At 66.5% G+C, this 26,172-nt stretch carries 30 protein-coding genes and 1 tRNA gene; 21 read left to right on the top strand and 10 right to left on the bottom strand.

Annotated elements, in window-relative coordinates; translation table 11 throughout:
- The first annotated feature begins 71 nt into the window (after positions 1–71).
- From QWJ37_RS02655 to QWJ37_RS02615, 9 genes are all read left to right on the top strand, one after another.
- On the top strand, positions 72–1,145 hold the full coding sequence (locus tag QWJ37_RS02655; protein WP_290243910.1) for a sugar diacid recognition domain-containing protein: 1,074 nt from the start codon (positions 72–74) through the stop codon (positions 1,143–1,145).
- Positions 1,146–1,242: 97 nt separating this feature from the next.
- Positions 1,243–2,442 (top strand): glycerate kinase, encoded by a 1,200-nt coding sequence (locus tag QWJ37_RS02650; protein ID WP_290243909.1) that lies wholly within the window; start codon positions 1,243–1,245, stop codon positions 2,440–2,442.
- Between the two features lie 55 nt (positions 2,443–2,497).
- Positions 2,498–3,853 carry a GntP family permease gene (locus QWJ37_RS02645; protein ID WP_227902819.1) on the top strand — a complete coding sequence of 452 codons (1,356 nt, stop codon included), beginning with the start codon at positions 2,498–2,500 and terminating at the stop codon, positions 3,851–3,853.
- Positions 3,854–4,014: 161 nt separating this feature from the next.
- A complete protein-coding gene (locus tag QWJ37_RS02640; RefSeq protein WP_290243905.1) occupies positions 4,015–5,481 on the top strand; it encodes an amino acid permease in 1,467 nt (488 codons plus the stop codon).
- A gap of 116 nt (positions 5,482–5,597) precedes the next feature.
- Positions 5,598–6,023, top strand: coding sequence for a hypothetical protein (locus QWJ37_RS02635; protein WP_290243903.1), 426 nt, complete (start codon positions 5,598–5,600; stop codon positions 6,021–6,023).
- Positions 6,024–6,083: 60 nt separating this feature from the next.
- A complete protein-coding gene (locus tag QWJ37_RS02630) occupies positions 6,084–6,401 on the top strand; it encodes a hypothetical protein (protein WP_227928417.1) in 318 nt (105 codons plus the stop codon).
- 128 nt (positions 6,402–6,529) lie between these two features.
- Positions 6,530–6,892: a DUF1622 domain-containing protein gene (locus QWJ37_RS02625; RefSeq protein WP_227902823.1), complete on the top strand. Its 363-nt coding sequence runs from the start codon at positions 6,530–6,532 to the stop codon at positions 6,890–6,892.
- Between the two features lie 61 nt (positions 6,893–6,953).
- A complete protein-coding gene (locus tag QWJ37_RS02620) occupies positions 6,954–7,442 on the top strand; it encodes a DUF5684 domain-containing protein (RefSeq protein WP_290243898.1) in 489 nt (162 codons plus the stop codon).
- A 196-nt stretch (positions 7,443–7,638) separates the two neighbouring features.
- A complete protein-coding gene (locus QWJ37_RS02615; RefSeq protein WP_290243896.1) occupies positions 7,639–8,907 on the top strand; it encodes an Nramp family divalent metal transporter in 1,269 nt (422 codons plus the stop codon).
- Positions 8,908–8,924: 17 nt separating this feature from the next.
- Here QWJ37_RS02615 and trxB read toward each other — a convergent pair whose 3' ends face one another.
- Entirely contained in the window at positions 8,925–9,902 is a 978-nt protein-coding gene (gene trxB, locus QWJ37_RS02610; protein ID WP_290243894.1) for a thioredoxin-disulfide reductase, read from the bottom strand.
- Positions 9,903–10,017: 115 nt separating this feature from the next.
- Here trxB and QWJ37_RS02605 point away from each other — a divergent pair, with 115 nt between their 5' ends.
- The 4 genes from QWJ37_RS02605 (at position 10,018) to QWJ37_RS02590 (ending at position 12,918) form a co-directional block, all read left to right on the top strand.
- Positions 10,018–10,557 carry a GNAT family N-acetyltransferase gene (locus QWJ37_RS02605; RefSeq protein ID WP_290243892.1) on the top strand — a complete coding sequence of 180 codons (540 nt, stop codon included), beginning with the start codon at positions 10,018–10,020 and terminating at the stop codon, positions 10,555–10,557.
- A gap of 226 nt (positions 10,558–10,783) precedes the next feature.
- A complete protein-coding gene (locus QWJ37_RS02600; RefSeq protein WP_290243890.1) occupies positions 10,784–11,203 on the top strand; it encodes a hypothetical protein in 420 nt (139 codons plus the stop codon).
- Position 11,204: 1 nt separating this feature from the next.
- A complete protein-coding gene (locus QWJ37_RS02595; RefSeq protein ID WP_290243888.1) occupies positions 11,205–12,335 on the top strand; it encodes an HNH endonuclease signature motif containing protein in 1,131 nt (376 codons plus the stop codon).
- 46 nt (positions 12,336–12,381) lie between these two features.
- Positions 12,382–12,918: a hypothetical protein gene (locus QWJ37_RS02590; protein ID WP_290243887.1), complete on the top strand. Its 537-nt coding sequence runs from the start codon at positions 12,382–12,384 to the stop codon at positions 12,916–12,918.
- Between the two features lie 22 nt (positions 12,919–12,940).
- On the opposite strand, the gene QWJ37_RS02585 is transcribed toward QWJ37_RS02590, so the two are convergent.
- Genes QWJ37_RS02585 through QWJ37_RS02570 form a run of 4 tightly spaced genes read right to left on the bottom strand, consistent with a single transcriptional unit; the run spans position 12,941 to position 15,464 of the window.
- A complete protein-coding gene (locus QWJ37_RS02585; protein ID WP_227902830.1) occupies positions 12,941–13,816 on the bottom strand; it encodes an ABC transporter permease in 876 nt (291 codons plus the stop codon).
- Positions 13,813–14,757, bottom strand: a complete 945-nt coding sequence (locus tag QWJ37_RS02580; protein WP_290243885.1) for an ABC transporter ATP-binding protein — start codon at positions 14,755–14,757, stop codon at positions 13,813–13,815. Before QWJ37_RS02580 ends, QWJ37_RS02585 begins: the two co-directional genes overlap by 4 nt.
- A gap of 3 nt (positions 14,758–14,760) precedes the next feature.
- Positions 14,761–15,300: a GNAT family protein gene (locus QWJ37_RS02575; protein WP_290243883.1), complete on the bottom strand. Its 540-nt coding sequence runs from the start codon at positions 15,298–15,300 to the stop codon at positions 14,761–14,763.
- Positions 15,301–15,323: 23 nt separating this feature from the next.
- Positions 15,324–15,464, bottom strand: coding sequence for a hypothetical protein (locus QWJ37_RS02570; RefSeq protein WP_227902833.1), 141 nt, complete (start codon positions 15,462–15,464; stop codon positions 15,324–15,326).
- A 181-nt stretch (positions 15,465–15,645) separates the two neighbouring features.
- Here QWJ37_RS02570 and QWJ37_RS02565 point away from each other — a divergent pair, with 181 nt between their 5' ends.
- Positions 15,646–16,125: a hypothetical protein gene (locus QWJ37_RS02565; RefSeq protein ID WP_290243880.1), complete on the top strand. Its 480-nt coding sequence runs from the start codon at positions 15,646–15,648 to the stop codon at positions 16,123–16,125.
- Positions 16,126–16,277: 152 nt separating this feature from the next.
- Here the strand turns inward: QWJ37_RS02565 and QWJ37_RS02560 are convergent, their stop codons facing one another.
- From QWJ37_RS02560 to QWJ37_RS02545, 4 genes are all read right to left on the bottom strand, one after another.
- Positions 16,278–17,000, bottom strand: a complete 723-nt coding sequence (locus tag QWJ37_RS02560; protein ID WP_290244822.1) for an SDR family NAD(P)-dependent oxidoreductase — start codon at positions 16,998–17,000, stop codon at positions 16,278–16,280.
- A 41-nt stretch (positions 17,001–17,041) separates the two neighbouring features.
- The gene (locus QWJ37_RS02555; RefSeq protein ID WP_290243879.1) at positions 17,042–17,380 is read right to left on the bottom strand and encodes a PadR family transcriptional regulator; all 339 of its coding nucleotides are present in this window, start codon (positions 17,378–17,380) and stop codon (positions 17,042–17,044) included.
- Positions 17,381–17,383: 3 nt separating this feature from the next.
- Complete coding sequence (locus tag QWJ37_RS02550; protein ID WP_290243877.1) at positions 17,384–17,833, bottom strand: hypothetical protein; 450 nt, start codon at positions 17,831–17,833, stop codon at positions 17,384–17,386.
- 154 nt (positions 17,834–17,987) lie between these two features.
- Positions 17,988–18,060, bottom strand: a tRNA-Ala gene (locus QWJ37_RS02545).
- 238 nt (positions 18,061–18,298) lie between these two features.
- Between QWJ37_RS02545 and QWJ37_RS02540 the strand changes: the two genes are divergently transcribed.
- Entirely contained in the window at positions 18,299–18,685 is a 387-nt protein-coding gene (locus tag QWJ37_RS02540; protein ID WP_290244821.1) for a four-helix bundle copper-binding protein, read from the top strand.
- A 23-nt stretch (positions 18,686–18,708) separates the two neighbouring features.
- Here the strand turns inward: QWJ37_RS02540 and QWJ37_RS02535 are convergent, their stop codons facing one another.
- Positions 18,709–19,224 carry a DUF664 domain-containing protein gene (locus QWJ37_RS02535; RefSeq protein ID WP_290243875.1) on the bottom strand — a complete coding sequence of 172 codons (516 nt, stop codon included), beginning with the start codon at positions 19,222–19,224 and terminating at the stop codon, positions 18,709–18,711.
- Between the two features lie 146 nt (positions 19,225–19,370).
- Here QWJ37_RS02535 and QWJ37_RS02530 point away from each other — a divergent pair, with 146 nt between their 5' ends.
- From QWJ37_RS02530 to QWJ37_RS02505, 6 genes are all read left to right on the top strand, one after another.
- Positions 19,371–19,592: a hypothetical protein gene (locus tag QWJ37_RS02530; RefSeq protein ID WP_290243873.1), complete on the top strand. Its 222-nt coding sequence runs from the start codon at positions 19,371–19,373 to the stop codon at positions 19,590–19,592.
- 79 nt (positions 19,593–19,671) lie between these two features.
- Positions 19,672–21,783 carry a heavy metal translocating P-type ATPase gene (locus QWJ37_RS02525; protein ID WP_290243871.1) on the top strand — a complete coding sequence of 704 codons (2,112 nt, stop codon included), beginning with the start codon at positions 19,672–19,674 and terminating at the stop codon, positions 21,781–21,783.
- Positions 21,784–22,010: 227 nt separating this feature from the next.
- Entirely contained in the window at positions 22,011–23,594 is a 1,584-nt protein-coding gene (locus tag QWJ37_RS02520) for an SLC13 family permease (RefSeq protein ID WP_290243869.1), read from the top strand.
- 159 nt (positions 23,595–23,753) lie between these two features.
- Complete coding sequence (gene corA / locus QWJ37_RS02515; protein WP_227902843.1) at positions 23,754–24,749, top strand: magnesium/cobalt transporter CorA; 996 nt, start codon at positions 23,754–23,756, stop codon at positions 24,747–24,749.
- Positions 24,749–25,165, top strand: a complete 417-nt coding sequence (locus tag QWJ37_RS02510) for an META domain-containing protein (protein ID WP_290243866.1) — start codon at positions 24,749–24,751, stop codon at positions 25,163–25,165. The genes corA and QWJ37_RS02510 overlap by 1 nt, the downstream gene beginning before the upstream one ends.
- A gap of 49 nt (positions 25,166–25,214) precedes the next feature.
- A complete protein-coding gene (locus QWJ37_RS02505) occupies positions 25,215–25,874 on the top strand; it encodes a M23 family metallopeptidase (RefSeq protein ID WP_290243863.1) in 660 nt (219 codons plus the stop codon).
- The last annotated feature ends 298 nt before the right edge of the window (positions 25,875–26,172 follow it).

Genomic DNA, 26,172 nt, shown 5'->3' with positions numbered 1-26,172 from the left:
GGCCGGGACGGGGGCGCCGGGCGGGACCGCCGGAAGGGAAGCAATGTGTCCGCCCCTCTAGACTTGGGGACATGTCAGCGCCGCTCAGCAGTGCCTTGGCGCAACGCGTCGTGGACCGCATCTCTCCCACGCTCCAGCACAACGTCAACGTGATGGACGCCGCCGGGATCATCATCGCCTCCCGGGATGCCGCCCGCATCGGCAGCCTGCATGCAGGTGCCCGGGAGGCGGCAGCCACCGGCAACCCCGTGGTCATCCGGCACCCCGGGGAACAGGACGGAATGCGCGCCGGCGTGAACTGTCCCATCACCCTTGAGGGCACGGTTGTGGGGGTGGTGGGACTCACCGGACCGCCCGACGTCGTGCTGCCGCTGGCCGACGTGGTTGTCCTCACCATCCGCCTGCTGCTCGAGCGTGAGCGGGAAATGGATGCCAAAGCGCTGCGGGAAGCGCTCGACAGAGACCTGCTGGGACGCCTGCTCAACGGCGGGTTCGAGCCCGGATCGGTACAGCGTGCACTGGCCGGCGGCTCGCCGTCCCTGCCCGGCCCGTGGCGCATCGCGGCGGTCCTGGCGCGCGCCGCGGACGGACGTCCCATCCACCGCCTTCCGGTTGACGCCGGCAAACTCACCGATTTCCTCTCCCGCTCCGGCCGCTACCGCTGGGCGTCCTTTCAGGGTGCCCTCTGGATCCTGCTGGACGCGCACGACGACGCCGCGCTGGCTGCCGCGGCCGGCAGCAGTTCGGTTCTGCTCCTGGGCGATGCCTGCACCGCGGACGGGCCGCTGCACGAAAGCGCCGCAACCCTGGGGCAGCTGGCGGCCCGCCCGGAGCTCCTGCCGGCGGATGAAGCCGTCCTGGGGCTTCAGGACCTGAGCGCAGAACTGGCGGTCGCCTGCATGCCCAGCGGAAGCGCCCGGCATCTGGCCGCCCGGATCGCAGAGCTGTCCGAATCCCAGCGCTCAACGCTCGCCGCGTTCCTCGGCACCGGCAGTTCCATCTCGGAGACCTCCCGCCGGCTGTTTACCCACCGCAATACCGTGATCCAGCGCCTGGAACGGATTGCGCAGGTCACGGCGCTGAACCCGCGGGACGTCCGGCATGCGCTGACCCTGCAGCTGGCCCTGGTGGCAGCGCGGGCCTGACACTGTGCGTTGTGCCTACTTTCGGCCGTGGATAAACGGTAATCAGTGGTTACTCCAAACATAGGCCTGTGAGTACCGACACCCTAAAGTTGGGTGGGTGCCTGATTTCCCTCCGCCCGTCATCGTCGTTGCCCCGGACTCCTTCAAGGGCAGTATCTCTGCTGCCGGGGCCGCCGCAGCCATGGCCCGCGGTGCGCGTTTCGCTTTGGGTCCGGACGCCGAGATGATCGAGATTCCAATGGCTGACGGAGGTGAAGGGACCCTCGACGCCCTGCTCGCCGCCTGGGGCCGCCCGCCGCTGCTGGTGCCCGCCACGGACGCCCTGGGACGGGCGAAAATGGCCCGCTACGGAATCTCCGCGGACGGCCGCATCGGGATCATTGAAGCGGCCGAGGGCAACGGGCTTCCCGCCGTCTCGGACGTACCCCTGCAGCCGCTGCGCGCAGACAGCTACGGCGTGGGCACCATTGCCCGCAGCCTCCTTGATGAAGGCGTCGAAGAGATCCTGCTGTGCATCGGCGGGTCAGCGAGCACCGACGGCGGCACCGGGCTGCTCAGCGCGCTCGGAGTACGTTTCCTCGAAGCCGGCGGCGCCCCTGCGGCTCCCGGGGGTGGCGGACTGGCGAAGATCAGCACCGTGGACACGTCCGGACTGCATCCGCGCGCAACGGCCGTGAAGTGGCGGGTCGCCGTCGACGTCGCCAACCCCCTCTGCGGCAGCCACGGCGCTGCAGCCGTGTTCGGACCGCAGAAAGGGGCCGGACCGGAGGATGTGGCGCTGCTCGATGCTGGCCTGGCCAACCTTGCCAGGGTCCTCGCGGCACTGCGTCCTGACGCGGACCCGGACACCTACCTCGCCACCCCCGGCTTCGGTGCGGCCGGCGGCCTGCCGCTGGCCCTGGTTGCCCTCCTCGGAGCGGAAACGGTTCCCGGCGCGGAACTGGTGGCCGATGCTGTTGGCCTGCAGGCCGCACTGGCACGCGCCGACGTGATCCTGACCGGGGAGGGCTGCCTGGACACCCAGTCACTGGGCGGCAAGGTGGTGGACGCGGTCCGCCGCCTCGCGCCGGCGGCCAGTCCCCTGGTGGTGGTGGCCGGAACGGTTCGGCTCAGTGCTGCCGAGTGCCGGGACGCCGGGATCACCACCGCGGTGTCCCTGGCCCGCGGACCGGCAACGCTTGAGGAGCTCACCGAAGATGCAGAGCTCCTCATCGAGGATGCTGCGGCCCGCGCCTGTTCAGGCCTGGCGGCCGCAGGGCGGTCACCGCGGCGTTTTGGACTTGCCAAACACGCGTGATTCCATGATTTGTCCTGTTGATAAACATCGACGTTTTTCACTCTAAAGGAACCCCATGATTGATCTGGTAATACTGCTGGTGCTGGTAATCGGCATTGTCTTTGTCACGGCAAAGCTGAAAATCTCGCCTTTCCTGGCACTTCTCGGGGCGGCCTTCATTGGCGCATTCGCTTTCCGGCTGCCCGTTGAGGAAATCATTCCGACCATTACCACGGCGTTCGGAAACACCATGGGCAATATTGGCCTGGTGATCCTGTTCGGCACGATGATCGGCGTGATCCTGGAACGTTCCGGCGGAGCGATTGCCATGGCCGATGCGCTCATCAAGGTACTGGGCACGCGCTTCCCCACCCTGACCATGAGCATCATCGGCTACATTGTCTCGATTCCGGTGTTCTGCGATTCCGGCTACATCATCCTCAACTCGCTGAAAAAGGCCATGGCGGAGCGGGCCAAGGTGTCCCTGGTGGCCATGTCCATCGCCCTGATGACCGGCCTGTACGCCACGCACACCATGGTGCCGCCCACACCCGGGCCGCTGGCTGCGGCGTCCAACCTGAACGTGGTGGACAGCCTGGGCCTGCTGATCGGCCTGGGCCTGGTGGTGGCCGCAGTATCCGCCGGCGCCGCACTGCTCTTCGCCAACCGCTTCCTGAAGAAGGACGTGGAGCTGCTGCCGGTTCCCGCCGAAGAGGCGGATGTCAGCTATGAAGACCTGAAAACGCAGTACGGCAAACTGCCGAGCGGCTTTATGGCGTTCCTGCCGATCCTGCTGCCGATCCTGCTGATCTGCCTGTCCTCCATCGCCAAGCTGCCCGGCGCACCGATGGGCGACGGCGGCCTGGCCGCCACCCTCACCTTCATCGGCACGCCCGTCATCGCCCTGGCCTTCGGTCTGGTAGCAGCCGTGTTCCTGCTCCAGGGCAAGGGCAAGCTGGCCACCTTCAACACCAACATCACCGACTCCATTGTGCTGGCCGCTCCCATCCTGCTGATCACCAGCGCCGGTGCGGCCTTTGGCGGAGTGCTGGGCAAGAGCCCGATCACGTCCTTCCTCTCCGACAACCTCGCCACGCTGGGCCTGGGCATCGCCGTGCCGTTCGTCATTTCCGCCGCGCTGAAGACCGCCCAGGGCTCCTCCACGGTGGCCATGGTGACCACCTCGGCCATGCTGCTGCCGCTGCTGGAGCCCCTTGGCCTGGCTACGGGCGCGGGTCCGGTGCTGGCGGTTCTGGCCATCGGCGCCGGAGCCATGGTGGTCTCCCATGCCAATGACTCCTACTTCTGGGTGGTGTCCCAGTTCAGCCGGATCCCCACGGCCACGGCCTACCGCACGCTGACGCCTGCCACCGCGGTGCAGGGTTTTGCCGGCTTCGGCGCCGTCTGGGTGCTGAGCCTGTTTATGATCTGATCCCCTGATGCTGCGGCGGGCTGCCCTCCGGCCGGGGAAAAGTGCCCCGGCGGGGTACCCACCCGAACGCTGCGGGTCCATACTTCTGCCGTAGCGGGTGCCGGGTCTCTCTTCCGGCACCCGGTCCCGGCGGCGGACGCCGCAAACGGATGGGAGCGGATATGGCCATCACTTCAGGCGGGAAAGGTTCAGTCCTGCGGCGGAAGCCGATTGACGACGTCGACGACGAAAAAACCGGCAACAAACTCTTCAAGAGCCTGGGGCTGTGGCAACTGACGGCCATCGGCGTGGGCGGCATTATCGGCATCGGCATCTTTACCCTTGCCGGGCTGGTGGCCAACGGCGGCCCGGACGCCTCACCGGTGGGCCCCGCCGTGTTGATTTCCTTCCTCGTGGCGGGTCTGGCCAGTGCCGCAGCTGCCATGTCCTATGCCGAATTCGCCGGCATGGTGCCGCGTGCCGGTTCCGCCTACACCTACGGTTACGTGGCTCTGGGCGAACTCATCGGCTGGTTCATCGGCTGGGACCTGCTGCTGGAATACACCGCCATTGTGGCTGTGGTGGCGATTGGCATTTCAGGTTATTTCACCGAGTTTCTCGCCGGGTTCGGCATTGACATGCCGGTGTGGATGCAGGGCACCGGGGACACCGTGGAGGGCGGGGTGATCAACCTGCCCGCCGCCGTCGTCTGCCTGTTCATCACCTGGATCCTGAGCCGCGGAACCAAGACCTTCGGCCGCTTCGAGCTGGTGGCGGTGGGCCTGAAGGTGCTGCTGATCCTGTTCATTGTCGGGTTGGGTATCTTCTACATCAACACGGATAACTACACCCCGTTTATGCCCAGCGGTTTCGGGGCGGTCTTCACCGGCGCCGCCACCGTGTTCTTTGCGGTGTTCGGCTATGACGCCATGAGTACTGCCGCCGAGGAAGCCAAGGACGGCAAAAAGCACATGCCCAAGGCCATCCTGCTGTCCCTGGCCGTGGCCATGGTGCTGTACGTGCTGGCCACACTGGTGCTCACCGGGATGCAGAACTACCGCGACATCAGCCCCACCGCGGGGTTCGCGTCCGCGTTCCAGTCCGCCGGCCTGCCGGTCATTGCCACGGTGATTTCCGCCTTTGCCGTCCTCTCCATCCTCACTGTGATGCTCACCTTCCTGCTGGGTGTAACCCGGGTCTGGTTCTCCATGAGCCGTGACGGGCTGCTGCCCGGCTGGTTCGCCGGCACGGACAGGCACGGCACACCGCAGCGGGTGACCTGGATAGCCGGCGGCGCCTCGACCCTGCTCGCCGGGTTCTTCCCCATCCGCGCCGTTGCCGACCTGACCAACATCGGCATCCTCGCCGCCTTCGTGGTGGTCTGCGTAGCCGTGATTGTGCTGCGCTACCGCCAGCCCGATGCGCCGCGGGAATTCCGGCTGCCGCTGATGCCCTGGGTACCCGCCTTCGGCGTCCTCGCATCAGGATTCCTGATGCTGCAGCTGCACTGGGAAACCTGGCTGCGCTTCGGTATCTGGCTGCTCATCGGGATGCTCATTTACGGGTTCTACGGGTACCGCCACTCCCTGCTGAATCCCAACAGTCCGCGACTGCGGCGGGTGCGGACGGATCCGCAGCCGGAAGGCTGACCGGCACACGCCCGCAACACGGCGAACGGGCGCACATCCTATCCGCCATTTCGGTAAAAACCGGCTATTATCTGCATTAGGTCCGCATTTGGACATTAGTTGGGGAGAACAACCGAATGGGCAGTCAGTCTCAGGCCATGCCTTCTGCGCGGAGGCGGTCCACCATGCTTTACCGCCGGGCACGCAGCGGGCTCGTGCTGATCGCTGTTTTCTGGCTCTGGATGCTGATCGGCGCCGCAGACTTCATCGCCTCCCTCTTCGGGTCTCCCTTCCACGCCGCCCTGGCCCTGTACGGGCTGGGGGCACTCACCCTGGTGTCATTGCTCTTCCTCCCCATCTGTATTGCCTACCTGGTCCTGAACCGCCCCGTGGCTACGGCCCGGGACGCCTCGATGGTGCAGACGGCGCAAAACGCGGCACACAGCGACGAGGCCGGGCACGGGCTGGCACCGGTAATCCGCATGATGCCGCGCCGCGCCGTGGCCCGCGGAACGGACCTGACCAACCGTGCGGCCGCCAAGTGGCGGGACCTCGCCTCCTAGCACCTGCAGGGCCAGGCGGCCCCGCCCGGGAATGTCAGTGCCGGTTGCCAGAGTGGAGGCATGCGCTCCTCCGAGACCTCCCGTTCCGTCCTGACGGCTTCCACTGCCGCTGTTGTTCCCGCCGGACCCGTCACCCACGCCCATTACCGGCGGGAGCCGTATGTCCGGTGCCGCACGGCCAGCGGCACCGTTGACGCCAAAGCGGCGGCCTGGACACGGACGCACGTCCTCCTGCACTGGATCGACGACGACGGGCTGGCGCACAATCGGTGGACTCCCGCCGCTACGGTGCACCGGATCCCGCGGGATGACTCCGCCTGGCGTGATCCCTACGACGACTTCCGCTTCTACTACCGTCCGGTCCCTGCTGCTGCCTGAGCGTCCGCCGGACAGCTGCTGGACGCGATCCCATGCCGGAGGCCCCCGCCCGGGCGCACACTCTTGACGCCGGCCCGCCCGCGGGTGCTGATGGACGTACGCAGACGGACATAAGGTGGCGGGGCTGAGTGGATTTCCAGCATGTGATCGAGGCCGTGGGGCAGGTAATGGACCTGGCAGGCGTGGCGGCCATTGTGCTGGGTGCCCTGGCCGCCACCGTTGCAGCGGCGGCGGCGGCTCTGCAGCACCGCGGGCCGGTATACGAGGAATACCGCCAGCGGCTGGGCCGAAGCATTCTGCTGGGGCTGGAGCTGCTGGTCGCGGCGGACATCATCCGTACCGTGGCGGTTACCCCCACTTTCGAATCGGTGGGGATACTGGCCGTCATCGTGCTTATCCGCACTTTTCTGAGCTATTCCCTGCAGCTGGAAGTCACCGGATATCTCCCGTGGAAACGCCCTGCCGTAACCGGTAATGAAACGAAAAAATAAACGTTCAACAAACACGAGCCGGGCCCTTGACTTCTACCCCGGAGCAAATATCGTTCTCGGCATGATCAATCCAGTCTCGATTCTTCCGTCTGTTCTTTCTGCCTCCGAATTCGGCACAACCACCACGGAGACCACCGTTGGGGCCGGTGCACTGTTTGGCTCCATGCTTGTCTTCGGCATCATTGGCATAGTCCTGGGCGGACTAGCCATGATGGGCATGTTCAAGAAGGCCGGGCGCAAGCCCTGGGAGGCCTTTGTGCCCGTGTATGCCCAGGTGCTGCTCTTCCGCATTGCCGGCATGTCCGGCTGGTGGTTCCTCGCCATGCTGGTGCCGGTCCTGAACCTCGTGGCCCTGGTGCTGTTGTCCATCAATCTTGCAAAGGTCTTCGGCCAGACGGCCATCATGGCGGTCCTGCTGTTCCTTTTCGGCACCATCATGTACTTCTACCTTTCCTACAGCTCGGTCCGTTACTTTGGCCCGCAGGCCACCAAGGGTCCGTTTGGCCAGGCCAGCAACCCCGGCCAGCCGTCCTACGCACCGCAGGCCTAACCCCTTCCCTACCAACCGATCGAAGGCGTGTACCGGAAGGTGCACGCCTTCGGCGTATCCGGAACCGTCCCCGGGGATGTTCCAACGGGGTTGTTCCGGCCGGGTTGTTCCGGGGCTGAGGCAACATTTCACCGGCGTGGAGGCACTCCCGCAATAATTGTTAGGCATGCCGAACTTAAACTGCTAGGTTGCTGTCATGGCTCGCGCTCAGATGACCCCCACCGCCCCAGGCGCCCGTCCGCAACCACCCACCCGGCCGCGCAATATCCTCTTGCTTCTCGGCCCGGCACTCGTAGCCGGCGTCGCCTACCTGGACCCCGGCAACGTTGCCAGCAACATGACCGCCGGCGCCAAGTTTGGCTACCTGCTTGTCTGGGTGGTGGTGGTCGGCAACATCATGGCCTGGCTCATCCAGTACCTCTCCGCCAAGCTGGGGCTGGTCACCGGACGCAGCCTGCCCGAACTGCTGGGTGAGCGGATCGGGCGGAAGCCGGCCCGGCGGCTGTACTGGCTGCAGGCCGAACTCGTGGCAATGGCCACCGACGTGGCCGAAGTTATTGGCGGCGCCGTGGCCCTCTGGCTGCTCTTTGACCTGCCCCTGCTGCTGGGCGGGATCATCACCGGAGTCATTTCCATGGTGGTGCTCCAGCTGCAGAACACCGGCAGGCAGCGCGGCTTCGAGTACGTGATTGTGACCATGATGGCCGTTATTGCCGTCGGTTTCACCGCCGGTGTCTTCATCAGTCCGCCGGACGGTTCCTCACTGGTCGAGGGCCTGGTGCCCCGCTTTGAAGGCAGCGAGTCTGTGCTGCTTGCCGCCTCGATCCTCGGGGCCACGGTCATGCCGCACGCCATCTACGCGCATTCGGCCCTCACCCGGGACCGTTTCCCGCAGCGCTCCGCCACGCTGACCACACCCCGGCTGATCAAGGCCACCAAGTGGGACGTCACCATAGCCCTTGCGGTAGCGGGCTCGGTCAACCTCGCCATCCTGCTGCTGGCCGCCAGTTCCCTGCAGGGCGTGGAGGGCACCGATTCGCTCGAGGGCGCCCATGCCGCCATCGGCGCTTCCTTGGGCGGCGCGGTGGCGACGCTGTTCGCCGTCGGCCTGCTGGCCTCCGGCCTGGCCTCGACATCGGTGGGTGCCTATGCCGGCGCCGAGATCATGCAGGGGCTGCTGAAAGTCCGCATCCCCATGCTCCTGCGCCGCCTGATCACGCTGCTGCCTGCACTGGCGATCCTCGCCGTCGGCATCGACCCCACCTGGGCATTGATCCTGAGCCAGGTGATCCTTTCCTTCGGTATTCCGTTTGCGCTGATCCCGCTGGTCTGGCTCACCGCGCAGCGGGGACTGATGGGCGCGTACCGGAACCACTGGGTGACCACGGCGCTGGGAGTGGTGGTCTCCGTGCTGCTGGTGGGACTGAATGTCACCCTGCTGGTGCTGACTTTCACCGGCGCCTAGTTCTACCAGGAGCGGCGCTATCCGTTGAGCGAGCCTTCCACCAGGGCAGTGGCGATGCTGTCGGCGTCGGCAACAGCGGCAAGATACCGTTCGGCGTCCAGTGCCGCGGAGCAGCCGGTCCCGGCTGCGGTGATCGCCTGCCGGTAGCGGTGGTCCACCGCGTCCCCGCAGGCGAACACCCCGTCCAGGTTGGTCTGCGTGGTGGGCGCCGCCACCCTGATGTATCCGTTCTCATCCAGCTCCACCTGGCCCGCCAGCAGATCCGTCCGCGGAGCATGCCCGATGGCCACGAAAATTCCCCGGGCCGGAAGCTCGCGGGTGGCCCCGGTGACGGTGTCTGTAAGCGTCAGTCCGGTGACCTTGTCCTCACCGTGGATGGCGGTGACCTCGGAGTTGAATTCAAAGCGGATTTTGGCGTGGTCCCGCGCCCGCTGGGCCATAATGCGCGAGGCCCGCAGGGTGTCTCGCCGTACGACGACGGTCACGGAGTCCCCGAAGCGGGTCAGGAACAGTGCTTCCTCCATGGCTGAGTCCCCGCCGCCGACCACAACAATGGCCTGGTTGCGGAAGAAGAACCCGTCACATGTGGCACACCAGGAGATGCCGCGGCCGTTGAGTTTCTTCTCCTCCGGCAGACCGAGTTCCTTGTACACCGAGCCGGTGGCGAGGATAACGCAGCGGGCCTTGTAGCTTTGCCCGTTTCCCCCGGCCACCTTCTTGGTGTGCCCGGCAAGATCCACCGACACGGCGTCGTCGTACTCCACCACGGCACCGAACTTCTCCGCCTGCCTGCGCAGGTTTTCCATGAGGTCCGGGCCCTGGATGCCGTCGGCAAAGCCCGGAAAGTTCTCCACCTCGGTGGTGTTCATCAGGGCCCCTCCGGCCGTGACGGACCCGGCCAGGATGCGCGGCTTCAGCCCGGCACGTGCGGCGTAGATGCCCGCGGTGTAGCCCGCCGGACCGGATCCGATGATCAGTACGGAATCGGTGCCCATTTCAGTGTCCCTTTCCGGTGCCGCTGCGGGGTTTCTTCAAGTCTGGCGGGGATCAGGTTAGGGTCGTAACCCCGGACGCAGATAAGCGGTATCGGAACCGGCAAAGGAGCCAGCATTGGCAGCGGCACTCAGGAGCATCCAGCTGATCCAGCTTCCCCGCGGGGTAATCGACGCGTTGGCGGCGGGCGATCTGGACGGCGCCAACCGTCAGGCACCCCTGGAACTGACCGAGCATTTCTCCCGGGACCGCCAGCCGCTGTGGCGGATCCGCAGTGCCCAGCTTCAGGAGCACCCCGGCGACGCTGTCTGGATCACTCGGGCCGTTTACGATCCCGAGCTGCGGCGGGCTGTGGGACTGGCCGGGTTTCACGGGCCGCCCGACGATGCCGGGATGGTGGAAGTGGGATATTCGGTGGACCCGGCGTACCGGCGGCAGGGTTATGCCCGGGCCGCGTTGGAGGCGCTGCTGGCCGTTGCCGCGCAGGAACCCTCCATCCGCGTAGTCCGGGCCACCATCAGCCCGGATAATGAAGCGTCCCGCCGGCTGGTGGAACAGTACGGTTTCGTGGCCAACGGCGAGCAGTGGGATGACGAGGACGGGCTGGAGATCATTTACGAGGTGGACGCCGGCGAGGAGGCTGGCTCAGGCGGCTGAGGGCGCAGGCTCTGGAGTGGCGGGCGGGTGACCGGCGGCGGCGGCCGGTCGAGTACGCCGCTGGCGGCGCCGTGTGCGACGACGGCGGCCAGCTGACTACGCAGCCCGACGGCGGATTCAAAGTAAGTAGGTTGCTCCTAAAGACAGGTATTTTTCGGTCAACGACGAACGGTTTTTCGGCTCATTTCGGGACCGAAAATGTCAGTGCCGGATGAAATCCTTAGGCATGGGTCAGCTCGGTAGTACCGAACGGATAACCGAAGAATCAGGGACACAACACCAGACGGCCGAAGGCCATGCTGGCAATAAGGATGGCGCCGGCACCCCGCGCACGCTCGCGGTTTTCCATGCCGACGGCGGCGGTACGGCCGACTACGGTACGGCCGCCGACGCCGGACGTACCAGTGGACCTGCTGCAGCGGCAGACGCCAGCGCAGATTTTCCGGACGGGTTCACGGGGATCCTGACGCTGAAGAATTGGGACAGTTTTGATGAACAGGCCACCTGCGACGTGCTGGCCCGCATGGCCCATTTGGTCCGCTGGGCACAGGCTCAGGAAACGCGCCTGATCAATCACTTGGAAGAACTCTTCCGCTCAGGTCTCTGCAAGAGATCTCGGCCGGGAAGAACCCGGACTGGCATTTAGCTTGGCAGCCTCGGAATGCGCCGCCGTTTTGACCGTCCCGCAGACCACCGCGCAGGCCATGATGTCGGAGGCGGCCAGGCTCTGCGAAGCCCATACCGCTACCTTGTCCGGGCTCGAAGAAGGGCGCTTCTCCTATGCCCATGCCCAGGTGGTGTTGGATCAGTGCGAGACCGTTCCAGCGTCGGAACGTCCCGGGTTCGAATCCGAACTGCTGGACAAGGCCGAAGGCACAACCCGTGCCCAGTTCTCTGCCCAGGCCCGGCGACTGCGGGAGCGGACATATCCCCGGACCATTCCCGAACGGCACCTGACCGCCTTTGATAAGCGGCGGGTTGTTCTGGACCGCGACGAGGACGGCATGTCATGGCTGTCCGCGCATCTGCCGGCGGCGGACGCCCAGCAGATCTACACGGCGCTCTCCACAGCGGCCCGCGGCGAACGGACGGCAGGGGACTCCAGGACCACGGACCAGCTGCGCGCAGACATCCTGGCCCAGCTCCTTATGGGCGGTCTGGGTTCCGTCCCGTCCGGCGGGCGCAACCGTGCAGGTGCCGGCAATGAAGCCCAGCCAGGAGGGGGCAGCGGATCCAAGGATGCCGACCCCGACGCGTTCCTACCGCGGGCAGAGATTATGGTCCTCATCAGCGCCGAGACTCTATTCGGTGCCAACGAGGAACCGGCCGAGCTGCACGGGTACGGCCCAATCAGTGCCGAAGCGGCCCGTAGGCTGGCCCGCACAGCTACCCGGTGGACCGGTTTGGTTCAGGATCCGGATACCGGAGAGATCCTCGGGGTTGGCAGGCGCCGAAAAGTCCCTGCCGGATTGGCCCGATGGCTAAGGGCCCGGGACGGGACCTGCCGGTTTCCTGGCTGCAGGGTTAGCACTGCAGTCTCGGAAATCGACCACACCACGGAGTGGGGAAAGGGTGGCACAACGGACCATGGAAACCTCGCCCACCTATGCCGCCGGCACCACCGGTTCAAGACGTTGGGGTTTTGGACGGCACGCCAACCAGCACCCGGCGTGATGGAGTGGACCTCGCCCTCGGGCCGGGTTTACCGGACTGAGCCCTTCCTGAAAATGGAACACCGGGACACCGATCAGACCTGCCCCGAACCGGCACCGTTCTGACCCTGTGACAGGGAGGCTCCTCGCCGGAGCAGGTTAGGCTTCCCGGATGACATCGTGGGCAGAAATCACTGACGCCGTGGGAGTGGCTCTGGGCGGGAACCGGACCGAAGGAAGACAGCGTCTCCTCGCGTGCTGGGAAGGTACGGTTCCGGGCGAGCACGCCCACCGATGCATCCTGGCGCACTATCTGGCAGATACGGAATCGGATCTGCCAGCTGAAATAGCCTGGGACGAGGCCGCCCTGGCTGAGTATGCAGGCGTCCGGGACGGGGACCTGGTGCCTCTCGGCATCCCCTCAGCCCGCGGGTTTGCACCCTCGCTGCACCTGAACCTCGGCGACGGCTACCTCCGCCGCGGTGAGCCCGGCAAGGCACGCCGCCACCATGTATTGGGTCTCGCCGCCGCGGATGTACTGGGCACCGAAGGCTACGGCGCAATGATCCGTGCAGGTCTGGAAAACCTGGGGCTGCGAATCGAGGCGGCCCGCAACGCCGGCCCGGGCACGGCAACCGGCACATCGACCGGCACGACGGTCCACAACGCCGGCCCCGGCACAGCAACCGGAACACCGGCCGGCACGTAACTGTGGCCGGCGTCGAACCCGCTCAGCGAATGCGGGACCGGATCCGCACCGCGGCGAGGACGGTAAAGACCACAACCATGGCCACCAGGACCAGAACAACGTAGCCCGTGGGCACCGCCCAGTCCCCCACATAGGCCGAGATGCCGAACAGCCGCTCCACCTCGTCGACCGCCTGCGGCTGGTCCGTCACCGCGCTCAGGGGACCTTCGGTCATTTCCTGGCGGACCACCATGGAAGCCTGCAGGAACGGCAGCGCACTCACGAAGTTGCGCACCCCCTCCGGGAACGCCCCCACCGGAATGTAGGAGCCCGCCGCGAAGCCGAGGATGGTGCCCACCAGCGTGGACAGGGCAGCAAAGGACCCGGGAGTGCGGACAAACGTGACAATGAACGAGCTAAGCGCCCCGAAGGCGGTACAGCTGAGCACCAGGTATCCATAGGTGCGGGCCAGCTCTCCCGCACTGAGGAACACGCCGTCGGCCAGGGCCAGGTAGGCCAGGCTCACGGCAAACACCACGGTGGTCATGATCAGTGCAATCACCACCGTGGACAGAAGATAGCCCAGCACCAGCTGCCCGCGGCCGATGGGCGAGACAAGGAAGTCCCGGAAGCGGCCTGTGGCAGTGTCATCCACAATGACGTTCACGGCGGCCAGGCCCGTGGTGATGGCGGTGATGCCGACAATTCCGGCAAACATCCAGGCGTCAACAAAGCCCTTGATGTCCTCTTCCGAGGCCTGCGGAAAGCTCTCGGCCAGGCCCTGGGTCTGCTGGTTGCCCAGAAAGAGGGTATAGAGCAGGAACAGGACCAGCGCGCCCAGCAGAGAGAAGAAAACATTCAGCCGGTCCCGGAAATACAGGCGCAGGTTCCTGCCGGTAATGTCCATAACCACGTTCATTCGGCGTCCCCCGTCCGGCCGGTGAGGGCCAGGAATACATCGTCCATGGTGCCGTGGCGGAACTCGAAGTCCAGCACGTTGCCGCCGTGTTCGGCGAGGAGCTCCCGGGCCGTGTCGGAGCGCTCCACAGCCAGCCGGACCATGTTGGCTTCACCGCCGATGACGTCCACTCCCGTCTCCCGTGCCAGCATGCGCAGGGCACCGGGATCAGCGGAGGTGATGGACAGGACACTGCGGCTGTATTGTGCCCGCAGCGTGGTGGGCGTTCCGTCCGCGATGATCCGGCCCTTCTCGATCACGCAGACCCGGTCCGCTTCCTCGGTTTCCTCCATGTAGTGCGTGGTGAGGAAAACGGTCAGGCCCTGGTTTTCGCGCAGGTCATGGATGGTGGACCAGACTATTGCGCGGCTGGCCGGATCCAGCCCGGCAGTGGGTTCGTCCAGAAAGATGATCGACGGCGAGTGCAGCAGGGCACGGGCAATATCAACGCGCCGCCGCTGCCCGCCCGAGTACGTGCTGTAGCGCCGGTCAATAAAATCCTCGAGTCCGACCAGACGGCTCAATTCCTGGATCCGGGCATTGTTCGCGGCCTTGTCCGGGGAGTAGAACCTCGCCCGGGTCTGCAGGTTCTCCCTGCCCGTCAGGATGGGATCCAGCATCGAATCCTGAAAGACCACGCCGATGGCCTCGCGGACTCCGTTGCCGCGGCGCACCACATCGTGCCCTGCCACCTCCACTGTTCCGGCGTCGAAGGGAAGCACAGTGGTGAGGCAGGAGATTGTGGTGGATTTACCTGCTCCGTTGGCGCCCAGGAAGGCAAACACGCTGCCTGCCTCCACCTCGAAGGACAAATCGTCCACGGCAGCGACCCGGCCGAACCGTTTGGTCAGCCCCCGCACCGCAATAGCCGAGTCTCCGCGCACCGTTAGCTCCAGTCCCACCCATCAGCCGGGCAGATCGTTCCATTCAAAGGGTGTGACCGTCTCGTTTTCCCAGTCAGTCCGAAGTATGGCATAGGCCACGGAAGCGACCCGGGAACCCTCTGCCGTGGGCCACGCCTGACGGTAATGCGCTTCCTTCACGAACCCTGCGCGGACAAACGTTTTACGCATGGCGATGTTGTCCTCCCGGGTCTGGCCCTCAAACCGCACTATCCCGGGCATCTCGGTGAAGACCAGGCGACACAGGGCCCGGACGACGTCGACGCCGAGTCCCTTCCCGCGCCAGCCTTCCGCCAGCCGCAGGTCGAAGACCGGATTATCGTCCTCGAGGTCCTCCAGCACCGTCATGCCCACGTCCTCGCCGTCGGACCGGATCCAATAGCCCTGCGACTCCCCGCTCCAGAAGTCGCCGGCGGCCACCCGCGACGCGGCCTGCTCCCCCGTTGGAGCAGGGTTCATATGGAAGGGGAAGCGGTTGGCGGAGAGGAATGCGGTAACGGCATCCGCGTCTGCGGCCGTCATCCGGTGAAGGGTGATGCTCATGCCGGGAGTCTAACCGGCCCCCGCTATGGGTGGGTGGTCACCATGATCAGCTGCCAGCCTTCGGGGACCTGCGCCTGCAGCGCTTCGCGCGCTTCCAGGAAGCTCTCACCCTCGGCTTCCAGTTCCCGGGTTTCGACAGGACGGATAACGCCAGTGACTTTCATGTTTCCAGCGTAGGCAGCCCGGCCCCGCAACCGTGGGCCGTCCGGTGTTGTGTCCCCCACCCCTAGTAGGATCGGGTTTCCACCGGCGGTGCATCCTGCGCTGATTCCCGGGGATCACGTACTCACTGGACACAATCGCCAGGCAGGTACCAGGTACCAGGCACAAGGAAAGGTCCGTCTCATGGCCGAGGCCCGCAGCGACACCGGGTATCCCGCGTATGCGCACCAGACCGGCTACCGGGAAACACCCCAGCCTCCGCTGCCCCCGCAGTCCTCCAGCCGGCGGGTGGCTGCCGGTGTCCTGGCCATTCCGCTGATGATCGCCAACGGGCTCGGCGCAGCCACCATGTTCACCAGTGACCGGGCCCTTTCCCCGGCCCTTGGAGTGCTGGCGGTGCTGTGGCTGGTCCTGACCTGTGCGGTGCTCGCAGCCGGGATTGGACTCCTGCTCCGGCGCAGCGGCGTCGACAAGAAAGCCCCGATGCTCCTGCTCGGCACTACAGCGGCGCTGATTGCGGTCGGTGCCCTCACCGCCTTCCTCCGTGAGGCAGCAGGGCCCATACTGTTCAGCGCATTCTTCGGCCTGCCGATCATCATTCTGCTCCTGGCCCGAATGAGGCGGGAGAAAGCCGAGCGCGCCGTCCTGAACAAGCGGGCCTGACCGGCCGAGCCCCCGCCGGAATTCCCCGGACGGAAGCTCGACCCGCCGAATCCCCAGCCCGCCGGAAGCCTCCGCCGAATCCCCAGCCCGCCGGAAGCATCCGCCGAAGCCCACCGCCGGGTTCCCCCGCCGGAATCCCCCGACCCGGGGTATTAGAGCGCAGTACCCGTTTCCGCTGCGAGGGCCTGCAGCAGTTCGTCCTGGAAAGCGGTGTCCAGAACAGCGGCGTGGGGCTGTCTGCGCCTCCTGTGGTACCAGTAGCCGCCGCTGGTGAGCGCGTCGGGATCCTCGCTGGCCGCGAGCCATTCCTGGGTTTCGTGGCCCAGGGCAAAATCATCCGGCGCGTTCGGGCCGCCCATTTTGGTAGGCACCCAGCCCGGATCCACCGCGTTAGCCAGCACCTGCGGACGGCGGCGGGCAAGGGCGGCGGAGAACGTGGTCACGTAGAGTTTGCTGTCCGCGTAGGATCCCGGTTTTCCGCCGGTCCAGTCGGCGCCGGACAGTGAGGGACGGCCGCTGAAGTGGGAGCTGCTGCTCAGGTAGATGTGCCGCTGCGGTTCCTCGAGCAGGGCGGTGAGCAGGTAGGGTGCCACCACGTTGACTTCCAGCACGGACGGACCGGTTTCCACACCGGCGTTATGGATCACCGAATCGAGGCGGTTGCCCGTGTTCAGGGTCCCGGCCAGGTTCCGTACCGAGTCCCGGTCCGCAAAGTCGGCCACCACTGCTTCCGCACCGCGGTCCAGCAGCGGTTCGAGGGCGGCAGCCCGCTCAGTGGTGCGGGCATGAACGACGACGTCGTGTCCGGCGGCGAGCAGCGCATCCGCCGCGGCGTACCCCAGTCCGTCAGTGGAACCGGTGACGAGGATCCTCATGAGCTGCACGCCATTCCCTTTAGGCCCGGCACCGCACCGGGCTATTCAACGAGGTTCGCCCTGATGCCGGCGAGGAACTGCTCGCCCGGCCCGGTCAGGGAAATGTCCTTCCGCCGGGCTCCGGTCCGGGGCACCTCCACCTCTTCACCATGCAGGAGTCCCGCGTCCTGAAGCCGTTTCAACGTCCGGTAGAGGCTGCGCTCGGTGATCTTCCATCCTGTACCGGAGGCAACCCCTGCGGCAATGCCGGCCACTGTGACCGGCTGGTGCTCGGCCACCACCCGCAGAATCACCGGTGTCAGCATCGATTTTTTGTAAGTCTCCACCCAGGAGGCGATTCGCGCCCGGATCCATTCCTCTTCCTCTGAGGGATGTGCCACCCCTTAATCCTCCCACCCACGGCCCAGGACGGACCCGGCCAGGTGGATCAGCACGCCGGTCCCCCACACGGCACTCATCAGCAGCGTGGCTCCGAACCAGGGCGTTGCCAGCAGCTCCTGCGCCGCCTGCGCTTCCGTTCCGTCTGATCCCAAGGCGAACAGCCGAATGACGGCGTGCAGGTTAAAGGACGCGGTGACGGCGAGGAAGGCAATGACGTGGGCGATGGCCAGTCCAAAGCGGATCCGGGTCAGCCGGCGGTAATTGCGCCAGATCCAGGCTGCGGTTCCGGCGGCCACCGCAGCGGTCAATGCGCCGCCGGCAACGCCGATTCCTCCCCCGGTCAGGGCGATGACGGCTTGGACCAATGCCATGGCGGCAACCAGGGCCAGCAGATACGGCAGCAGGAGGGAGCGGGCGTTGAGGGTGCCTGACGAGGCTGTAGTGGTGTCCATGGCTGGCACTGTACCAATAGAACACTACCTACGGTAGGGGTATATTTCCGGTACCCGGAACAGGAAAGGACCTGCAGCATGGACAGGCCCTGAGGAACATGAAAAAGGGGCCCGCTCCCCTTGCTAACAGGGAAAGCGGACCCCTTCGGATCTGTGGAGCTTAGGGGAATCGAACCCCTGACCTTTTCATTGCGAACGAAACGCTCTACCAACTGAGCTAAAGCCCCAAACTGCGCCACACGGCGCGGGTCCGGCATCGCCTTCGGCATCAAAGCCGACATCACGCCGGATAACCACCCGCTAGGCTACATCGATTCTAATCACGCCGCCGGGCCGTGGCCAAACCATAAGCCCCCTTTGGAAGTCCTGCGAGGTGTCGTTACGGTGGTGGCAAGGCCACGGCCGGGCACGGCCGAAGGCAAGCTCACCGGAATCAAGGAGAATCCCATGTCCGTGATCACCAAAATGCTCGAAAGCCACCCCGCCGGCCCCCGCGCCGCAGATCCCCGGCTGCTGGCCGAATGCCTCGAAGCCTGCGGCGAATGTGCCTCCGTCTGCAATGCCTGCGCAGACGCCTGCCTGGGCGAGGACATGCTCGGCGATTTGGTCACCTGTATCCGCACCAATTTGGACTGTGCGCAAATCTGCGCCGCCACGGCCGCTGTGCTGTCCCGGACAGCAACCACGGGCCCCGCGACCGCCGCCCTGCTACATGCCTGCATGGCAGCCTGCGCTGCCTGCGCGGAGGAATGCCAGCAGCACGCGTCCATGCATGAGCACTGCCGGATCTGCGCCGACGCCTGCCGGCGCTGCCTTAACGCCTGCGAGAAACTCCTGGTCTCGCTGGGCTGACCCGGCCCCGCTGCCGGGGAAACCTAGGAACGCCGGGACAGCACCAGGCCGCGAACATAAGCGGCCTGACCGGCGTGTTCCAGGCAGTCCGCGAGGATGCTCACCAGCCGGACACCCAACGTGACGGGCGGATCCCAGGCCCGGTCCACCACCTGGTCCAGGTCCTGTGCGGAGAGCCCGGAAACAAATGCTTCCGTTCGGGCATGGACGTCGTCGTAATAGCCCAGCAGCACCTCGGCGGAATGCACCCGCACCTGCGCCACCTGCTCGGAGGTATGCCCGTACCCGGTGTCCTCCACGGCCAGCGGCAACCCCACCCGTTTGGCCCAGCCGTCCGCGGTCCAGGCCTGTTCCTGCCCGGCGACGTCGGCAATCTGGGCGTCCTCCACCCGGCCAAGGTGCCAGATCAACCAGGCAATGGAGTTCCCTTCCGGGTATGGGCGGTGGTTCAGGGCGTCGGCGTCCAGATCCTGGACGGTCCGGCGAACCGTGTCGGGGAGGCGTCCGAAGGCATCAATTAACAGGTCGCTCTGGTCCATGAGGGCAAACTCCGAAGGGTTGGCGGCAGGGTGTCGCCATCCTTTCACGTGCCTGGCACACCGTGAAGAGCCGAAGTGGCTGGCTGGGGCAGAAAAACCGGCGCAGAGTGGGTGCGCATGGACCCGTCCCGCCCTAAAATTGCCGGATGAGCTGGACTGACGAGCGTCCCGCATGGCTTCCGCCCCTTCCGTCACCACACCGCGGCCTTCTCCGGATCACCCTGGGCCTGATCCTGGTGTGCGGCACCATGCTGACCTGCCTGGCAGTTGCCGCATTCGGCGCCCTCCTGAGCATGTATTTGCTCTGGCCCCTCGCCGTCGGGCTCCTGCTCCTGACGTCCGGCCTGCTCAGCCGCCGCGTCCTCTAGCCCGCCGAATGCCTGGCGCGGTAGTTAGGTGAGGTTTCGCTTGCTGGAAACCCTGCACCGACAGGCTTACAACAGAGACATGGCCACTCTGTTCCGTCTCCCCCGCGCGGTCCGCCGCTATCCGCTGGTGTTCGCCACCGTGCTGGCGGGTGTGGCGGTTCTGCTGCTGCAGTGGGCCGGTGCGGGCACTGCCGCTGCCTGGACCGCCAGCCTCTTCGCCTCGGCGGTGGCACTGAAAACCGCTGCGGGCATGGTCCGGGACATCCGGGCCGGCAACTGGGGGCTGGACATTCTGGCGGTTATCGCCATTGCGGCCACGGTTGCCGTGGGGGAATACCTGGCGGCGCTGATCATTGTGCTGATGCTCTCCGGCGGGCAGGCCCTGGAAGACTATGCCGCCGGTCGGGCCCGCGGTGAACTGGATGCCTTGCTGGAACGCGCACCGCAGCGTGCGCACCGGTTTCCCGGCGGCGACACCACAGCGGCCGCCGAGGACATTCCGGCCACGGAGGTGGTTGCCGGTGACCTGCTGCTGATCCGTCCGGCCGAAGTGGTGCCGGTGGACGGAGAACTGGTCTCCCCCGAAGGCGGCTTTGACGAATCCTCGCTGACCGGTGAGCCGCTTCCGGTTACCCGCTACGCCGGCGACGCTGTGCTCAGCGGTTCGGTCAACGGCACCCGCGCCGTACTGCTGCGGGCCACCGCCACGGCGGAGAACAGCCAGTACCAGCGCATTGTCGCACTGGTGGCCGAAGCCGCGGGGTCCAAGGCACCGGTGGTCCGGCTTGCGGACCGTTTCGCGGTTCCCTTCACTGCAGTTTCGCTGCTGATCGCCGGGGTGGCGTGGGCGCTGAGCGGTGACCCCGTGCGGTTTGCCGAGGTGCTGGTCCTGGCCACGCCGTGCCCGTTGCTGATTGCCGCTCCCGTGGCATTCCTGGGCGGCATGAGCCGTTCGGCCCGCGCCGGGATCATCGTCAAGGGCGGAGCCGTGCTGGAGCAGCTGTCCAAAGCCGAGAGTGCGGCCTTCGACAAGACCGGCACCCTGACGCACGGGCAGCCCGAACTCGTGGAGGTCCGTCCGCAGCCCGGCTTTGGCGCGGAGGACGTGCTCGGCCTGGCTGCCTCCGCAGAGCAGTACTCTTCCCACGTCCTTGCCGCCGCGGTGCAGCAGGCAGCCGCGGCCAGCGGACTTGCCCTCCAGTCCTCCCGGGACGCCCGGGAAGTGGCAACCAACGGTGTGGAAGCCGTGCTGGGCGGGCACACCGTGCGCGTGGGCAAGGAACGCTTTGTGGCTGAAACCGCCGCTGACACGGTTCCGGCACACCTTGAACCGGGCCAGATGGTGGTTTACGTCGGCATCGACGGACACTTTGCCGGCACCCTGATCATGAGTGATGCGGTGCGGGAAAACGCCGCCGCCACCCTGCACCGCCTGGCCGCACTCGGCATCCGGCGCACCGTGATGCTGACAGGAGATGGTCCTGGCACGGCAGGCGCCGTGGCGGCAGGACTCGGGATCACCGATGTCCGGGCCGGGCTGCTGCCCGCGGACAAGGTGGACGCGGTACGCACGCTCTCGCCCCGGCCGGTGATTATGGTGGGCGACGGCGTCAATGACGCTCCGGTGCTGGCGGCCGCCGACGTCGGCATCGCCATGGGGGCGCGCGGCTCCACCGCCGCCAGCGAATCCGCCGACGTTGTGCTGGTGGCCGACGACATCAGCCGGGTGGCCGACGCCGTGGAGATCGGCCGCCGGACCATGCGGGTGGCTTTGAGCAGCATCTGGTTGGGCATCATCCTGAGCGTAGGGCTGATGCTGACCGCCGCCTTCGGGTTCATTCCCGCGGTGGCCGGCGCCCTGACGCAGGAAGCGGTGGACCTGGCGGCCATCCTCAACGCCCTCCGGGCACTGCATGGCGGCCGGCGGCCAGGTGCCGCCGCCCGGGAAGCGCACTCCGGGGCAGACCGCGGGGCAGGCGGCGGCGCGGCAGGCAGCGGCGCGGATGGTGGGACAGACGGCGGGACAGACAGCGGCACGGACGGCGGGGCAGGCACCGGGACGGGCGGTGGGGCAGGCACCGGAGCGGATGGCAGCACGGGCGGCGGGGCAGGCACCGGCACGGGCTCCGGCCCAGACAGTGGGCAGGACAACGGGCCGGCACCGACAAAGCCGTTTTTCCGGACCGAATAGGTCTGCACCCTCTCTCCCCCACCCGGACAACGGCATCGGGATACGCCGATGAGCAGGTACGCCGATGACAGGAGAAATGCGCCGCCCAGTTGGTGCCGCTATGGCTTTGCATGGGTTCCGGAGGCAGGCTATTGAAACGGGGAAAATCCCGCGTTCTCCAGCCGTCGGGCGCCGACCCAGGGGTGAGAAGTGGATACAACCGAAAGCCCGGTCGCATGATCCCGCCCATGCTCGCCACCTTTGCGGTCCTCGCTCTGGCAGTCGCGGGATTTATGACCAACCGGGTGCCCCTCGTGATCGTCGCGCTCTTTGTTCCAGTGGCACTGTGGGCCACCGGTGTGCTCACGCTAAACGAAGCCCTGCAGGGTTTCAGTGACCCGATCACCCTGTTTATTGCCTCGTTGTTCGTTCTCAGCGAGGCCCTCGACGCCACGGGAATCACTGCCTGGATCGGACAGCAGCTCGAACTTCGCTCCTCCCTGAGCCGCACCGGCCTGCTCATCACCATCATGGCCGTCGCTGCACTCCTCTCCGCGGTGATCAGCATTAACGGCGCCGTCGCTGCACTGCTGCCCGTCGTCGTCGTCGCAACCGCGCGGGCCGGCGTCGTCCCCTCGCACATGCTGATTCCGCTGGCCTTCGCCGCGAGTGCGGGATCGCTGCTGACCCTCACCGGAACTCCCGTGAACATCATCGTCTCCGACCTCTCCGCCAGCTCCGGCGGGCGGGAGTTCGGGTACTTCGAATTTGCCCTGGTGGGGCTCCCCCTGGTTGTGGTGACAACGCTCCTGGTAGTGCTCCTCGGCCGCAGGCTCCTGCCCGGACGCACGCCCGAGCGGCTCGCGGAGGCGGGCGCCGACCCGCGGGCCCGGGTGAAGTCCTGGCGCGAGAGCTATACAGCCGACCTCGACACGGAACGGCTGTTTACGGGAAAGATGGGTGCCGTCGAGGTCCTCGTCGCTCCGCGTTCAACGCTGATCGGACGGATCGTCAGCCCAGGCATGACCACGCAGAGGGAAGACCTGGTCATCGTCGCGCTGCACCGCGGCGGGACCGCCGATGCGGCTCCCGATGATCCCGCCCCGCCCGGGACCCTGACGCTGCGGGCCGGCGACTCGGTGCTGGTCCACGGCCCCTGGGACGCGCTGCGCCGCTACGTGCAGTCCGCTGATGTCATCGCCGTCGAACCGCCGCATATCCTCCAGCGGGGCGTACCGCTGGGACGCGGATGGCGCCGCTGCCTTACCGTGCTGGCCGCCACGATCCTGCTGCTGGCAACCGGCCTCCTCCCGCCGGTAATGGTGGGGCTGCTGGCTGCAGCCGCCCTGGTCCTCCTGGGGGTGGTGACCGTGCCGCAGGGGTTCCGGGCCATTTCCTGGAGCACCGTGGTCCTCATTGGCGCGCTTATCCCGCTGTCCTCGGCTTTCGTTTCCTCGGGCGCGGCAGATGGGATCGCCGCTCTGGTCCTGGATTCAGCCGGCGACGTGTCCCCGCATTTGGCCCTGTTGGTGATCTGCGTCCTCGCCCTCATCCTGGGCCAGTTCATCTCAAACGTGGCCACCGTGCTTGTGATGGGGCCGGTAGCGGTGACTTTCGCGCAAACGCTCGGGGTCAGCGTGCTGCCCTTCATGATGGGACTCAGCGTGGCCGGGGCCGCCGCCTTCCTCACCCCCATCGCCACCCCGGCCAACCTCATGGTGATGCAGCCCGGCGGATACCGCTTCGGAGACTACTGGCGCCTCGGTTTGCCGCTCTCGTTGGTTTTCCTCGCCGCCGCAGTGCTGTACGTGCCGCTCATCTGGCGGTTCTGAGCTTTCGGGGCGCCGGGCCTAAATGCCTGATCCCGGGTAACGGTGCGGCGCCGATGGCCGCAACAGGGCGGGAACGAGGATAATGGGCCATGGTCCGGCGCCCGGACCGCTGCCGGTAATGCTGCCGGCACTAAGGGTTTCGACGCTAGGGGAATGTCCATGACGCTGGTCGACAATGCGGTCTACGTGGACGGCAAACGCAGTCACGACCCGGACAGCCTGGACGAGACCTTCGAGCTGACCCGAACCTCCGGCGGCATGGCCTGGATTGGCCTCTACCGGCCGGACGAAATAGAGCTGCTGGCCGTGGCCGAAGAGTTCGGGCTGAACCTGCTGATTGTCGAAGACGCCTTGGCCGGCCATCAGCGCTCCAAGCTGGAGCAGTACAACGAGCAGCTGTTTGTGGTGCTTCGCCCCGCCCGCTACCTGGACGACGTCGAACGCGTGGAGTTCGGGGAGCTGCACCTCTTTGTGGGACCCAACTTTGTGGTCACCGTCCGACACGCCGAATCCCCTGACCTTGCCCGGGTGCGCAAGCGGCTGGAGCAGGAACCGGAACTGCTGATGCTCGGGCCGCAGGCGGTGCTGTACGCCGTACTGGACCAGGTGGTGGATGAGTACGCTCCGGTGGCAGCCGGACTTGAAAACGACATTGACGAGATTGAGGACCAACTGTTCGGCGGCGACGCCGAAGTCTCCCGCCGCATCTACGAACTCTCCCGCGAGGTGATCCAGTTCCAGCGCGCCATCTCCCCGCTGCAAACCGTAGTGGGAGAACTGCGCAACAACGCTGACCAGTACGGCGTTCCGGCTGAGCTGCGGGACAACCTGGGCGATGTACTGGACCACGTGCTGCGGCTGATCGACCGGGCCAACGCGTACCGCGCCATCCTGGAAAACGCACTGACCCTGTCCTCCACGCTGGCCTCGAACCGGCTGGCCGAAACCAGCATTGAGCAGAACGAGCAGGTGAAACGGATTTCCTCCTGGGCCGCCATCCTGTTTGCGCCAACCCTGGTGGGCACCGTCTACGGCATGAACTTCGAGAACATGCCGGAACTGTCCTGGCAGTTCGGCTATCCGCTGGCCCTGCTGGGAATGCTGGTGACCGGGATAGTCCTTTACCTGACCTTCAAGCGGAATAAGTGGCTGTGATGTCCCGGTGGACGGGCCGGGCACTGCTGGCACTGGTGCTGCCCGCCGCCCTGCTGTTGGCGGCCTGCGGGGACGCCGCCAACAGCGCCTCACCGGACGACGGCGGCACCGCCCCGGACGCCGACGTCACCGGGGCCTGGGGAGACACGGCCAACCCGAAGGCACCGTCGCTGGAGTTTGATCCCGGCGGGCGGGTAAGCGGCACCGACGGCTGCAACCGGCTGATGGGCCACTGGAGCATCGAGGGCACCCGCGTCACCCTGCAGGACATGGCCTCCACCATGATGCTCTGCCACGACGTGGATGAATGGCTTTCCGCCGGTACAGCGGCCGACGTCGACGGCGACACCCTGCGGATCTACAACCAGGCCGGCACCGAAATCGGGGTCCTGGCGCGTCCACGCTCCGGGGCCTGACAGACACCGGGCCTAACAGAGGGAACACCGGCGGGGAGAAAGGGATGCCGTGTCCGAGGCAGCACCACCAGCACCGGCCATCCTGCGGCTGCCGTTCACCGGCCGCTGGCTGACGCAGAACAGCCCTGCCAACCGCGTCCCCAGCCACGGCACCGACCTGTTCGGCACCGCCTACGCCATCGACTTCGTGGCCGTGGACGCACACGGCCGGTCCGGACCGCCCGGATGGCGGTCCCTGCTCTCCACGGAGGCGCCGGAGATCTTCCACGGCTTCGGGGTGTCGGTGCTGGCGCCGGCGTCGGGCACCGTGGTCTCCGTGCACGACGGCGAACCGGACCATCAGGCACGCCGCTCCCAGCCCGCATTGCTCGCCTACGCCCTGACGCAGCGCGGGCGGGTGCGGCAGGGCCCGAACGCAATTGCCGGCAATTCTGTGGTGATTGCCCTGGAACCGGAGGGCCCCTTTGTGCTGCTCGCGCATCTGGCCTGCGGCTCCGTGGAGGCGGTGCCGGGTGCCCGGGTTCGGGCAGGCGTCCGGATTGGCGCCTGCGGAAACTCCGGCAACAGCACCGAACCGCATGTCCATCTCCAGGTCACGGACTCTATGGACTGGGGCACCTGCCGCGGCCTGCCGGTGGCTTTTCTGCATCCCGGAGGCGGGGCCGGACCGTGGCTGCCGCGCAACGGAGAGGTTTTCGACGCGGGTTAGGCGCGGGCTCGACGCTGGTTAGACGCGGGCTCGACGCGGGTTAGGCGCGGGCTCGACGCTGGTTAGACGCGGGCTCGACGCGGGTTAGGCGCGGGCTCGACGCTGGTTAGACGCGGGCTCGACGCGGGTTAGGCGCGGGCTCGACGCGGGCTGGACGCGGGTCACCGACGCTGCTTCTGAAAGCCGGAATACCGAAGGACAGTCCCGGGTTGGTCCTAAGGGAGCCTAAGTGCACAATGGATTTCGGCTCTTTTACGGCCCGTCCCGGGACACATCCCGGCCCGGCACCCCCACTCTC

The organism is Arthrobacter sp. YD2 (genome assembly GCF_030410475.1).
In the GTDB taxonomy this organism is placed as follows: Bacteria; Actinomycetota; Actinomycetes; order Actinomycetales; family Micrococcaceae; genus Arthrobacter_B; species Arthrobacter_B zhangbolii.
Note: the sequence above shows the minus strand (reverse complement) of the source record. Positions and strands in the feature narration are given on the sequence as shown.